Here is a 13,090-nt window from a genome sequence, read left to right as displayed (position 1 = left end):
GAACAGCCGATCGTGTCAAATTTGGTCTAACAGAGCCAAAAAGAAAGGCTCCCATTGCTGGGAGCCTATCAAATCAGTGGTGGGCGATGAGGGATGTCGCGTGCGGCTGACGCCGCCCGCTCTCGCTTCGGGCCTACGGCCCTCGCGTGCTGCGCTGGGCCCAAAAAAGAAAGGCCCCCATAGCTGGGAGCCTATCAAATCAGTGGTGGGCGATGAGGGATGTCGCGTGCGGCTGACGCCGCCCGCTCTCGCTTCGGGCCTACGGCCCTCGCGTGCTGCGCTGGGCCCAAAAAAGAAAGGCCCCCATAGCTGGGAGCCTATCAAATCAGTGGTGGGCGATGAGGGATGTCGCGTGCGGCTGACGCCGCCCGCTCTCGCTTCGGGCCTACGGCCCTCGCGTGCTGCGCTGGGCCCAAAAAAGAAAGGCCCCCATAGCTGGGAGCCTATCAAATCAGTGGTGGGCGATGAGGGATGTCCGCGTGCGGCTGGCGCCGCCCGCGCCCCGCTTCGTCGCTCCGCTCCTCGCGTGCTGCGCTGGAAAACGCTTCGCGTTTCCTCAGCTTCGCACCCTGTCGGGTTCGAATCCCATGCGCTGGGCCCAAACAAAAACGGTCCCCTTGCGAGGACCGTTTCCAATTCAATGGTGGGCGATGAGGGATTCGAACCCCCAGCCTTGTGCGTGTAAAGCACCTGCGCTAACCGTTGCGCCAATCGCCCGTGCGGAGAGAGTATAGCAAAACAATCGCCCCATTCACCTCATATCCATTAAAGGTAACCGGCGCGTGTCGGCGCGGAGCTGATTCAGTTGAGATTGCCTGAACATTCCGCCCCTCTTTACGCCCTCGGGTATACTCAAAAGCTACTGATTCGATTTGATACCCAGCAACAGCAGAGGGGATAGTATATGTGCGGTTTTGTCGGTTTTGTCGGTGGGACGGATAACCAATCCGAGGTGCTCACCAAGATGATGGACCGCATTGTCCATCGCGGTCCCGACATGGGCGGCCAGTTTATCGACGGCCGCGTTGCCCTCGGCTTCCGCCGCTTGTCGATCCTCGACCTGACCGAGGCCGGCGCTCAGCCCATGGCCAATGAGGACGGCAGCGTCGTTATCGTCTTCAACGGCGAGATCTACAACTTCCAGGAGCTTCGCTCCGAGCTCGAGGCCAAGGGCTACAAGTTCCACTGCGGCGCCGACACCGAGAGCCTCCTGCACGGCTACGAGGAGTGGGGCGAGGCGGTACTCGATCGCTTGCGCGGTATGTACGCCTTCGTCATCTGGGACAAGAAGAAGAACAAGCTTTTTGGCGCCCGCGATATCTTTGGCATCAAGCCGCTCTACTACTATCCCATGGCCGATGCGGGCGACGGCGCTCCGGGCGTGCTCTTTGGTTCCGAGATCAAGAGCTTCCTGGACTACCCGCACTTCCACAAGGCGGTCAACAAAAAGGCCCTGCGTCCGTACATGACGCTGCAGTATTCGGCAACCGAGGAGACCTTCTTCGAGGGGGTCTACAAGCTGCCGCCGGCGCACTACTTTACCGTCGATATCCCGACCGGCAAGATGAACATCGAGCGCTACTGGGATTGCGATTACTCTGCCGTCGAGAAGCCGTTCGAGGAGTACGTCGACGAGCTGGATGAGGTCGTGCACGAGAGCGTCGAGGCCCATCGCATCGCCGACGTCAAGGTCGCGTCGTTCCTCTCCGGCGGCGTCGACTCCAGCTACATCGCTGCTTGCCTCATGCCCGACAAGACCTTCTCGGTGGGCTTCGATTACAAGAACTTTAACGAGACCAACTACGCCAAGGAACTTTCCGATAAGCTCGGCGTCGAGAATGTCCGCAAGATGATCACCGCCGACGAGTTCTTCGGTGCGCTCGAGGACATTCAGTATCACATGGACGAGCCACAGTCCAACCTGTCGTCTGTGCCGCTGTGGTTCTTGGCCGAGATGGCCCGCAAGGACGTCACCGTCGTGCTTTCGGGCGAAGGTGCCGACGAGCTCTTTGGCGGCTACGCCTACTACGAGGACACGGTCCCGGTCCGCAAGTACAAAAAGATGGTGCCGCTGCCCATCCGTCGCGCGCTCGGTAACCTGGCGTTGCATATGCCGTACTTCAAGGGACATAACTTCCTGGTCAAGGGTGCCGAGATCCCTGAGAAGTCGTTCCTGGGACAGGCTCTGGTATGGCCGGAGCGCGAGGTCGACGGCGTGCTCAAGCCCGAGTACAACACCGGCGATGGCGCCTTCGAGCTTGCCGCTCCCATCTATGCGCGCGTGAAGGGTCAGCCCGAGCTGGTCAAGAAGCAGTACCTGGACATGAACATGTGGCTCCCGGGCGACATTCTGCTCAAGGCCGACAAGATGTGCATGGCGCACTCGCTGGAGCTGCGCGTGCCCTTCCTGGACCGCAAAGTCATGGAGTTCGCCGAGCACATTCCCGACCGCTACCGCATCAACGAGAACGGCAACAAACAGGTACTCCGCCACGCTGCCAACAAGTCGCTGCCCGATGAGTGGGCCACCCGTCCCAAGGTGGGCTTCCCGGTGCCGATTGTCTACTGGCTGCGCGAGCAAAAGTGGTACGACTATGTCAAGGAGTACTTCACCGCGCCGTGGGCAAGCGAGTTCTTCGATACCGACGAGCTCATGCACCTGCTCGATCTGCACTTTGCGGGCAAGGGCGATTTCCAGCGCAAGATCTATACGCCGCTCGTGTTCCTGGTGTGGTACAAGCGCTTCTTTATCGACGAGGACCAGCCCGCTGTTCAGGCTGCCTAGCCTCGGCTTACGAACGCCTGCGCGTAACGGCTCCTCCGGGAGCCGTTTTTGCGTGGGTGCGTTTCAGTTACTATAAAAACCGTCCCTGCCAAATGGCTGAGAAAGGCGAAAGATGCACCATTCGGATTCCGCGACCGTGACCACGGTCGATACGCTTGCCAAGCTTCTCGATGTGTGCGGCGAGCTGCGCGCATCAGAGCAGGTTGACGAGCGTGCCGTGACCGGCTGCTCGTTTGATTCGCGCGCGGTCTCGGCAGGTGACGTGTTCTTTTGCAAAGGTGCTGCCTTTAAGCCCGCGTTTTTGAGCATGGCGCTCGATGCGGGTGCCGTCGCATTTGTGTGCGAAGAGTTGCTGGTCGAGTCTCTGGAGCCGCTGGCGCAGGAGAGCGGTGCTGCGATGCTGGTTGTTGATAGCGTTCGCACGGCCATGGCCCTGTTGCCGCCGGAGGTCTACGACCGTCCCGACCACGACGTCAAGATCGTGGGCATCACCGGTACCAAGGGAAAGACCACGGCCGCTTTTATGCTTCAGTCCATCATCAAGGCGGCGGGCGAGTCCTGCGGCATGATCGGCTCGGTGAGTACCGACGATGGTATCGAGTGCTACGAGAGCACCAATACCACGCCAGAGGCCCCAGAGGTCTGGCGCCATATCGCCAACTGCCGCACGTCAGGTCGCCAGTCCATGGTCATGGAGGTCTCGAGCCAGGCGCTCAAGTACCAACGCGTCGAGAATCTGCCGTTTGACGTGGCGTGCTTCCTCAACATCGGCCGTGACCACATCTCGCCGATCGAACACCCCACGTTTGAGGATTATTTTGAGAGCAAACTCAGGATCTTTGACCAGGCAAAGACCGCCGTGGTGAATCTGGGCACCGAAGAGGTTGACCGTGTGTTGGAGGCAGCGTCGACGGCCGAGCGCTTGGTGACCGTTGGCGTCGAGCATCCCGAGGCAAGCCTGTGGGCGAGCGATGTGCGCATGGTCGGCTTTAGCATCGAGTTCAACTTGCATGGCCTGTGTGCCGACGAGTCCGAGGCGGGGGAGAAGATCCTGCTGGGTATCGCGGGAGACTTTAACGTGGAGAACGCGCTGGTCGCTATCGCCGCTGCGCACGAGATCGGCATCGGTATCGATGCCATCAAGAAGGGCCTCTCCAAGCTTCGTGTGCCGGGCCGCATGGAGGTCGTGGAGTCGAAGGACGGCCGCGTGATCTGCGTCGTTGACTATGCGCACAACCAGCTTTCGTTCCGTTCGCTTTTCTCGTCGGTCAAGCGCGCGTTTCCCACTAGCCCAGTCATTGCAGTGTTTGGCGCTGCCGGCGGCAAGGCGCAGGAGCGCCGCGAGCAGCTTCCGCGCGAGGCCGCACCATATTCCGACCTGATGATTTTTGCCAACGAGGACCCGGCTCACGAGGACCCGATGAAGGTCTGTCGCGAGCTTGCCGAACATGTTCCCGACGATACGCCGAACAAGATCATCCTCGATCGCGAAGCCGCTGTGCATGCGGCGTTCAAGGCGGCGCGCGAGGAGTACGTCAACCCCGATGCTCCCACCATTGTCTTGCTGCTGGCAAAGGGTGACGAGGAGCTCATGCACGTGGGCGACGAGTTCGTGCCCATCGAGAGCGACCTTTCGCTGGCCAATCGCCTGATCGATGTTACCCAGTTTGACTAATGAACCATGATGGCGGCGGCGCCCTGAGTGCGCTGTCGCCATAAGCGTGTTCCCTCAATCAAAACATGCCGTCCAAGTCCAAACCCTTCTACGTAAACGGAGTAACCATGTCCCACAACACCCTGCCGACCGTTGCCGAGCTTTCGGGCGAGATGCGCGAGCGCTTGGCCAAGGTCAAGTACGTCTTTACCGACCTGGATGCCACGATGCTCGCGCCCGGCTCGTGCGTGCTGCGCGACAACGACGGTAACCCCTCGACCAAACTCGTCGAGGCCGTCGTGGCACTTGCCCGCGCTGGTATTCAGGTGGTTCCCACCTCGGGCCGCAACCGTACCATGATCCACGAGGATGCGCGCGTGCTCGGCCTCAACTCCTACATCGGTGAGATGGGCGGCCTGGTCATGTACGACCTCAAAGCCAACGATTGGGAGTATCTGACTGGCGACATGCCTTACGACCCCGCCTGCGGCCTTACTCCGCACCAGGTGATCGAGCAGACCGGCGTGTGCGAGAAGATTCTTGCCCGCTGGCCGCACAAGATCGAGTATCACAACGACATGTCGACCGGCTACAAGTACCGCGAGGTCACCGTCGGCATGCGCGGCGATGTGCCCGACAATGAGGTCCAGGCCATCCTGGACGAGGCCGGCTGCGGCCTGGTGTGGGCCTGTAACGGTCACCTGACGCATCTGTCCAAGCCGACGACGCTCGAGCTCGATCGCGTCGAGGACGGTCGCGCGTTTAACATCAATCCCGCCGGCCTCAACAAGGGCGTTGCCATCGCGCGCTTCTGCGAGCACCTGGGGATTGAGCGCGAGGAGACGCTCGCGCTCGGCGATTCCGAGTCCGACTTCTACATGGCCGATCACGTGGGCACGTTCTGCCTGGTCGAGAATGGCCTGACGAGCGCCGGCGCGCCCGAGTTCCTGGCTGCTTGCGAGAACGCTTTCGTTACGCGCGGCAAAATTGTCGACGGTTGGGCGGCGACGGCAGAGCTGCTGGTCGCGGCGCGTTCGTAGCGCGGCGTCGCCGCACTTGGACATGTCTTTTCGAGAGAGACTGGTGAGGTAATGTCCGATATCGAGAATCCGACAGGCGACACGCGCCCGATTGGCGTGTTCGATTCTGGTTTGGGCGGTCTGACGGTTGCGCGCGCCATCGCGACGGTGCTGCCGCACGAGTCCGTCTACTACTTCGGCGACACCAAACGCTGCCCCTACGGCACGCGCACCGAGGATGAGGTGCGCTCGTTTGCGTTGCAGGCGGGCCGTTGGCTGTCGAAGCACGACGTCAAGATTATGGTCATCGCCTGCAACACGGCGACAGCTGCGGCCTTGCGTCTGGCCCAGCAGGTGCTCGACGTTCCCGTGATCGGCGTGATCGCGCCGGGTGCCCGTGCGGCAATCAACAGCACCCGTTCGCGTCGCGTGGGCGTGCTCGCCACCAACCTCACCATTCGCTCGGGCGCCTACACGCGCGCCATTCAGGATCTAGATGCCGGCGTCGATGTATACGGTTGTCCTGCCTCGAGCTTTGTCGAGGTTGTCGAACACGAGCTCGCCTCGGGTGCACATCTGCAGGAACAGTGGCTCGAGAACGAGGACATCTTCGATACGCCTGCCGTGCGTGCGCTGGTGGGTGCCACGGTTGAGCCGCTGCGCGACCACGGTATCGATACCGTGGTGCTCGGCTGTACGCATTTTCCGCTGTTGGTGGGACCTATCCGGCATGCGCTGGGGCCTGGGGTGCGCGTCGTAAGTTCCGCCGAGGAGACCACGCGCGAGCTGACCGATATCCTCACGCGCCGCGAGCAGCTGGCGGGCGACGCCGCCGAGCCGCAGCATCGTTTTGCCACGACGGCCGATAACATTGCCGAGTTTGCGGTGGCGGGCAGCTTTATCTTTGGTCAGCCGCTCAAGAGCATCGAACATATCGATATCGATGAGCTGAAATAGATGTAAGGCCGCCGTCAGGGCCTTCGCCACACCTTTTGCCGAAAGGATTTTTCTATGGAGTACATGCAGGTCAACCGCGCCAACGGTCGCGCCGCCAACGAGTTGCGCCCCGTTAAGCTCACCCGTGGCGTCATGAAGCACGCCCACGGCTCGTGTTTTGCCGAGTTCGGTGACACGCGCGTGCTTTGTGCCGCCACCATCGAGGAGGGCGTGCCGGGCTGGCGCAAGGGTGCCAAGGCCGGTTGGGTAACCGCAGAGTATGCCATGCTGCCGGCATCGACCGGCAAGCGCTGCAAGCGCGAGCACGCCAACCGCAAGGGCCGCTCCATGGAGATTGAGCGCCTCATTGGCCGCAGCCTGCGTACCGTCGTCAACATGAAGGCGCTCGGCGAGTACACCGTTACCGTCGACTGCGATGTGATCCAGGCGGATGGCGGCACGCGTACGGCGAGCATTACCGGTGCCTGGGTGGCGCTGCACGACGCCCTTGCTATGTGGGTCGAGGCCGGCAAGATCGAGCGCATCCCGCTCACGGGCCAGGTTGCTGCCATCTCTATGGGCGTTGTCGACGGCAATACGCTGCTTGACCTCGATTATTCCGAGGACAGCCACGCCGAAGTCGACATGAACCTCGTCGCCACCGACACCGGCGAGATGATCGAACTTCAGGGTACCGGCGAGCAGGCGCCCTTCGACCGTAAGCGTCTCAACGCCCTACTCGACCTGGGCGACAAGGGCGTTGCCGAGCTCATCGAGCTTCAGCGCCAAGCCCTCGCCTAACCTGCCAAAAAGGGATGTTAATTTTGGTAGGTTTTATCTGGGAAAACGTCGAAGTATAAGGTTTCTGTCGCCAGGGAGGGGAGAGGGCTCGAGGCCAGTTTCCCTTGGGCGGCATTGCTATAGAGACAAGGAAGCCAGTCATGGCACTAGAGAAGATCGATATCGACACCCTCGACCCGGCGGCGACCATCGTCGTGGCAACGGGCAATGCCCATAAGCTCACCGAGATCGAGGCCATTTTGGGCAAGGTCATGCCCGAGGTTCGCTTTGTGGCGTTGGGTCAGCTGGGTGATTTTGAGGACCCCGAGGAAAACGGCACGACGTTTTTGGAGAACGCCATCATCAAGGCGCAGGCCGCGGTAGAGGAGACGGGGCTTATGGCCATCGCCGACGATTCGGGCCTGGTCGTTGATGCCCTGGACGGTGAGCCGGGCGTGTACAGCGCACGCTATGCGGGCGTGCACGGCGACGATGCCGCCAACAACGCCAAGCTCCTCGTGAATCTGGAGGGCGTGGCCGACGAGGACCGCACCGCGCGTTTTATGAGCGTCGTCGCGCTTATCGACACGGACGGCCTGGTCACTTATGGCGAGGGCGCCTGCGAGGGCGCTATCGCACACGAGGGCCGCGGCGATCATGGCTTTGGCTACGACCCACTGTTCCTGCCGGTCGACACGCCGGGCAAGACCATGGCCGAGCTGACGGCGGACGAGAAGAACGCCATCAGCCATCGATTCCATGCGCTCGAGCATCTGTCCGCCAAACTGACGGGCGAGGAGTAAGCCGTGCGTGCGGTGGTGCAGCGCGTACTCAACGCCGGCGTGACGGTCGACGGCGAGTGCGTGGGTAAAATTGGGCGCGGCTATCTGGTGCTGCTGGGCGTGGGCCACGGCGACACGCGCGCCGAGGCCGATAAACTGTGGGGCAAGCTCCGGGGCTTGCGCATTAACGAGGACGAGAACGGCAAGACCAACCTGGCACTTGCCGATGTCGACGGCGAGGTTCTCGTAGTGTCGCAGTTCACGCTGTTCGCCGATTGCCGTCACGGCCGCCGCCCATCGTTTACGGATGCCGGCGCCCCCGATGTCGCCAACGAGCTCTACGAGTACTTCCTGACGCTCGTTCGCCAAGATGTCGAACACGTGGCGCACGGCATCTTTGGCGCCGATATGAAAGTCGACTTGGTCAACGACGGCCCATTCACCATCGTCTTGGACACGGACAACCTTTAGGTTACGCGGTTTTACCAAACCGCGTAACAACTGGTCATGCGAGGTTGTCGTCTGGTACGTATTTGGGACGGGGTTTATTTAGCTACTTGCGTATGGCGGCAGCAGGGTGCTATAGTATTAGAGTTTTGTCTATCTTAGGGGTATTATCCCCTTTTTGAATTGCACCTTCTGGAGGCCCTGTTCATGGAAGAGATGGAAGTCAATCACGTCGACGACATCCACGAGAAGCTGACCGATATGGTGGGCGATCGCGTTAAGGTGAAGGCCAACATGGGCCGCACCCGCGTCGTCGAGCGCATGGGCACCATCAAGAGCGTCCACCCCGCCGTCTTTATCGTCGAGGTTGACGAACGTCGCGGGCGCAAGTCGCGTCAGTCCTACCAGTATATCGATGTCCTCACCGGTCAGGTCGAGCTGTTCGACCCCGAGAGCGGCGAGCATATCTTTACCCCGCTCGGCAACCAGCTCGAGGAGCACTAACGGTGACCGATCGGTCCCTCATCCTTACCGCGCCGGCAAAGATTAACCTCTATCTGGGAGTTCATACCGAGCGCGACGCCCGCGGCTATCACAGAGTCGATTCCCTGATGGCAGCCGTCGGTCTAGCCGATACCGTGACGGTCACCCCGGCGCAGGCGTTGACCGTTCAGACGGTTCCGGCATCCGATTTTCCCATGCAAAAGAATACGGCGTATCGTGCAGCCGCTGCTATGGCCGAGCATTATGGTCGCGAGGCAAACATCTGCGTGACGATTGAGAAGCGCATTCCATTGTGCGCCGGCTTGGGCGGCCCCTCGACGGATGCGGCCGCGGTCATTGTTGCCTTGGCGGAGCTCTGGGGAATTGATCGCACCGACCCCGCGCTCGACGACATTGCACGGGGCATTGGCGCTGACGTTCCCTTCTTTTTGCATGCCAGCCCTGCGTTTTACGTGGGTGGGGGAGACGTGCTGGCCACCGAGTACCCCGTACTACCTGCGACACCCGTCGTGCTGGTCAAGCCGCGCGAGGCAAGCGTTTCAACAATTGAAGCCTATCGACGTTTTGACGAGGCCCCAGTGCCTGCAGACAAGCCCGGCGCGATAGCTTCTGCCTTGCGTGCTGGCGATGCCGAGACGGCATATGCGCTCATCCATAACAACCTGGGTGTCATTTCCGCACAGATGGAGCCGCAGATTCAAACGGTGCTCGATTGGCTGCGTAAACGGGACGGCGCCGTTGCTGTAGATGTGTGCGGATCGGGCGCCTGCTCGTTTGCCATTTGCGACACCGCCGTCACGGCCGAAAGGCTTGCCGACGCTGCCCTGCAAAACGGCTGGTGGTCCTGCGCGACGGAGCTCATTCCCAACACGGTTCGCATTGAAGCGCCAAAGAAATAAAAATTTCTCTAGCACGCGGCGAAAATCTTTGTTACTATAGTCGAGCTAACGGGTTGTGGCTCAGTTTGGTAGAGCACTGCGTTCGGGACGCAGGGGTCGCTGGTTCAAATCCAGTCAACCCGACCAGAGCATGAGGAGGGACCGCTTCTTGCGGTCCCTTTTTTTAGCTATTGTTGTGATACCGCGACACCCGCGGTATACTCATTCGAGCTTGTCTCGCTGTATTGTGGAGGTCTACATGTTTGGACTGAGGGCTCCTGAGCTCATCATTATTCTCGTTGTTGTCCTGATTATCTTCGGGCCCAAGAACCTGCCGAAGCTCGGCAAGTCCCTCGGCTCTACCGTCAAGAATATCCGCGAGGGTATGGAGGGCGACGATAAGGGCGAAACCAAGCAGGCCGAGGAGGTCGTGGTCGAGCAGTCCGAGGAGGACAAGGAGATCGCTGAGCTCGAGGCCAAGCTCGCTGCTGCCAAGAAGAAGCAGGCAGAGGACAGCGACGCGGACGCAGAGTAGTCCCATCCCTTTGGGGTGAGCACCTGACCGGCTTGCCCGCAGGCTAGCCGGTCTTTTTCGTTTTGTTGACAGTTGATCGTTACATCATAGTTGGGGAGATATCCGTATGGACGCAAGCCAGATCGTACTGACCGCTGAGGGCCGCCAGAAGCTCGTCGAGGAGCTCGCTTGGCGTGAGGGCGATTACGCCAAGGAGATCGTCGAGGACATCAAGGAAGCCCGCGCGTTCGGCGACCTTTCGGAGAACTCCGAGTACGACGCCGCCAAGGACAAGCAGGCCCAGAATGCTGCTCGCATTGCCGAGATTCAGGCCATCCTCGCCAACGCTCAGGTTGCTGCCACCACGGGCGATCTGACCGTCTCCATCGGTTCCACCGTTTCTCTGATTGATCCCAACGGTGAGGTCATGGAAGTCACGCTCGTCGGTACCACCGAGACCAACTCGCTCGAGCACAAGATCTCCAACGAGTCTCCGGTCGGCCACGCCATCATTGGTCACGGCGAGGGCGACTCCGTCGAGGTCGTTACGCCTTCCGGCAAGACCCGCATCTACACCATCGCCAAGATCGCACGCTAGACCACGGTCCCGCGTAAAGGTATGTTTTCGCTCCCTGGGACCGAATCCTGGGGAGCGTTTTAGTTTGAGGAGCTAACTATGGCAGAGAACCAGAACGCCGCCGAGCAGGCATCGACGCTCAACGACGAGCGCGCCACGCGCCTGGCCAAGCGCGCCGCCCTGTTCGAGGCGGGCCAGAACCCCTATCCCGAGCACTCCGAGATTGAGGACTACGTCGTCGACATCGAGACTAAGTACGCCGAGCTCACCGATGGCGAGGACACCGAGGACGTCGTGAAGATCGGCGGCCGTGTGGTCGCCAAGCGCGGTCAGGGCAAGATCATGTTCATTGTCGTGCGCGACGCGACCGGCGAGATCCAGCTGTTCTGCCGCATCAACGATATGGACGAGGCCGCCTGGAATACGCTCAAGGCCCTCGACCTGGGCGATATCCTTGGCGTGACCGGCGTGGTCGTGCGCACCAAGCGTGGCCAGCTTTCCGTTGCCCCCAAGAGCGCGACGCTGCTGTCCAAGGCCGTTCGCCCGCTGCCCGAGAAGTTTCACGGTCTCTCCGACAAGGAGACCCGCTATCGTCAGCGCTATGTCGACCTGATCGCCAACGACGACGTTCGCGAGACCTTCCGCAAGCGCTCGCAGATCCTCTCCACGTTCCGCCGCTTTATGGAGTCCGATGGCTACATGGAGGTCGAGACCCCTATCCTGCAGACCATCCAGGGCGGAGCTACTGCCAAGCCGTTCATCACGCACTTCAACGCGCTCGATCAGGAGTGCTACCTGCGTATTGCCACCGAGCTGCACCTCAAGCGCTGCATCGTCGGCGGCTTTGAGCGCGTCTTCGAGATCGGCCGCATCTTCCGCAACGAGGGTATGGACCTCACCCACAACCCCGAGTTCACCACGATGGAGGCTTACCGCGCCTTCTCCGATCTCGAGGGCATGAAGGCGCTCGCCCAGGGTGTCATTAAGGCCGCTAACAAGGCTATCGGCAATCCCGAGGTTATTGAGTACCAGGGCCAGACCATCGACCTTTCTGGTGAGTGGGCAAGCCGTTCCATGACCGATATCGTCTCTGACGTTATTGGTAAGCAGGTCACCATCGACACACCGGTTGAGGAGCTTGCTGCCGCCGCGCGCGAGAAGGGCCTGGAGATCAAGCCCGAGTGGACCGCCGGCAAGATCATCGCCGAGATCTATGACGAGCTGGGCGAGGACACCATCGTCAACCCCACCTTCGTGTGCGATTACCCCATCGAGGTTAGCCCGCTTGCCAAGCGCTTTGAGGATGACCCGCGCCTGACCCATCGCTTTGAGCTGGTCATCGCCGGCCACGAGTACGCGAACGCGTTCTCCGAGCTCAACGACCCGGTCGACCAGGCCGAGCGCTTCGCCGCCCAGATGGCCGAGAAGGCCGGCGGCGACGACGAGGCCATGGAGTACGACGAGGATTACGTGCGTGCCCTCGAGTACGGTATGCCTCCCGCGGGCGGCATCGGCATCGGTATCGACCGCGTGGTCATGCTGCTCACCAACCAAGCTTCCATCCGCGACGTGCTGCTGTTCCCGCACATGAAGCCCGAGAAGGGTTTCCAGTCCGGTGCCGCTGCTGCCAAGGCCGCCGAGGCCGGCAACGCCGCGAGCCCCTTCGTCAAGCCGCTTAAGCCCACGGTTGATTATTCCAAGATTGCCGTTGAGCCGCTGTTTGAGGAGTTCGTCGACTTTGATACCTTCTCCAAGAGCGACTTCCGCGCCGTGAAGGTCAAGGCATGCGAGGCCGTCAAAAAGTCCAAGAAACTGCTGAACTTTACGCTCGACGACGGCACCGGCACCGATCGCACCATCCTCTCCGGTATTCACGATTACTACGAGCCCGAGGACCTGGTCGGCAAGACCTTGCTCGCCATCACCAACCTGCCTCCGCGCAAGATGATGGGCATCCCCAGCTGCGGCATGCTCATCAGCGCCATCCACGAGGAGGAGGGCGAGGAGCGTCTCAACCTGATTCAGCTCGACGCTTCCATCCCTGCCGGCGCAAAGATGTACTAACTAGTTACGCGGTTCTACGAACCGCGTAACGGCTCGACGCTGCGCGGGCCGCATTTGGGCAATCTGACGTTCAACTTCAAGGGCGCGACCAGAAGGTCAGCGCCCTTTCGTTACAGGCTTTAGCCTGTGCGGGGCGCGCAGCGCGCCGCA

At 61.0% G+C, this 13,090-nt stretch carries 12 protein-coding genes and 2 tRNA genes; 13 read left to right on the top strand and 1 reads right to left on the bottom strand.

What is annotated here, in order from left to right; genetic code table 11:
* Positions 1 to 641: 641 nt before the first annotated feature.
* Positions 642 to 717 (bottom strand) — tRNA-Val (locus DXD16_RS09935).
* A gap of 187 nt (positions 718 to 904) precedes the next feature.
* On the opposite strand from DXD16_RS09935, the gene asnB reads away from it, so the two are divergent.
* The 13 genes from asnB to lysS all read left to right on the top strand — a co-directional run bounded on the left by asnB (position 905) and on the right by lysS (position 12,940).
* Positions 905 to 2,785, top strand: a complete 1,881-nt coding sequence (asnB, locus tag DXD16_RS09930; protein ID WP_117563808.1) for an asparagine synthase (glutamine-hydrolyzing) — start codon at positions 905 to 907, stop codon at positions 2,783 to 2,785.
* Between the two features lie 112 nt (positions 2,786 to 2,897).
* The gene (locus DXD16_RS09925) at positions 2,898 to 4,460 is read left to right on the top strand and encodes a Mur ligase family protein (RefSeq protein ID WP_117655967.1); all 1,563 of its coding nucleotides are present in this window, start codon (positions 2,898 to 2,900) and stop codon (positions 4,458 to 4,460) included.
* Positions 4,461 to 4,567: 107 nt separating this feature from the next.
* Complete coding sequence (locus DXD16_RS09920) at positions 4,568 to 5,479, top strand: HAD family hydrolase (RefSeq protein WP_117635958.1); 912 nt, start codon at positions 4,568 to 4,570, stop codon at positions 5,477 to 5,479.
* A gap of 51 nt (positions 5,480 to 5,530) precedes the next feature.
* Positions 5,531 to 6,415 carry a glutamate racemase gene (murI, locus tag DXD16_RS09915; RefSeq protein WP_117641054.1) on the top strand — a complete coding sequence of 295 codons (885 nt, stop codon included), beginning with the start codon at positions 5,531 to 5,533 and terminating at the stop codon, positions 6,413 to 6,415.
* Positions 6,416 to 6,469: 54 nt separating this feature from the next.
* Positions 6,470 to 7,195, top strand: coding sequence for a ribonuclease PH (gene rph / locus DXD16_RS09910; protein ID WP_117655966.1), 726 nt, complete (start codon positions 6,470 to 6,472; stop codon positions 7,193 to 7,195).
* 140 nt (positions 7,196 to 7,335) lie between these two features.
* On the top strand, positions 7,336 to 7,977 hold the full coding sequence (gene rdgB, locus DXD16_RS09905; RefSeq protein ID WP_089572533.1) for an RdgB/HAM1 family non-canonical purine NTP pyrophosphatase: 642 nt from the start codon (positions 7,336 to 7,338) through the stop codon (positions 7,975 to 7,977).
* A gap of 3 nt (positions 7,978 to 7,980) precedes the next feature.
* Positions 7,981 to 8,427 (top strand): D-aminoacyl-tRNA deacylase, encoded by a 447-nt coding sequence (gene dtd, locus DXD16_RS09900; protein ID WP_089572532.1) that lies wholly within the window; start codon positions 7,981 to 7,983, stop codon positions 8,425 to 8,427.
* Between the two features lie 183 nt (positions 8,428 to 8,610).
* A complete protein-coding gene (locus DXD16_RS09895) occupies positions 8,611 to 8,907 on the top strand; it encodes a Veg family protein (protein ID WP_006234957.1) in 297 nt (98 codons plus the stop codon).
* 2 nt (positions 8,908 to 8,909) lie between these two features.
* The gene (gene ispE / locus DXD16_RS09890) at positions 8,910 to 9,806 is read left to right on the top strand and encodes a 4-(cytidine 5'-diphospho)-2-C-methyl-D-erythritol kinase (protein WP_117655965.1); all 897 of its coding nucleotides are present in this window, start codon (positions 8,910 to 8,912) and stop codon (positions 9,804 to 9,806) included.
* A gap of 49 nt (positions 9,807 to 9,855) precedes the next feature.
* Positions 9,856 to 9,932: transfer RNA gene (locus tag DXD16_RS09885), tRNA-Pro, on the top strand.
* Between the two features lie 112 nt (positions 9,933 to 10,044).
* On the top strand, positions 10,045 to 10,320 hold the full coding sequence (gene tatA / locus DXD16_RS09880; protein WP_158556872.1) for a twin-arginine translocase TatA/TatE family subunit: 276 nt from the start codon (positions 10,045 to 10,047) through the stop codon (positions 10,318 to 10,320).
* Between the two features lie 106 nt (positions 10,321 to 10,426).
* Entirely contained in the window at positions 10,427 to 10,897 is a 471-nt protein-coding gene (gene greA, locus DXD16_RS09870; protein WP_117655963.1) for a transcription elongation factor GreA, read from the top strand.
* A 78-nt stretch (positions 10,898 to 10,975) separates the two neighbouring features.
* Positions 10,976 to 12,940, top strand: a complete 1,965-nt coding sequence (lysS, locus tag DXD16_RS09865; RefSeq protein WP_117655962.1) for a lysine--tRNA ligase — start codon at positions 10,976 to 10,978, stop codon at positions 12,938 to 12,940.
* Positions 12,941 to 13,090 lie beyond the last annotated feature (150 nt).

It is taken from the genome of Collinsella sp. TF11-5AC (assembly GCF_003436775.1).
Classification (GTDB): Bacteria; Actinomycetota; Coriobacteriia; order Coriobacteriales; family Coriobacteriaceae; genus Collinsella.
Note: the sequence above shows the minus strand (reverse complement) of the source record. Positions and strands in the feature narration are given on the sequence as shown.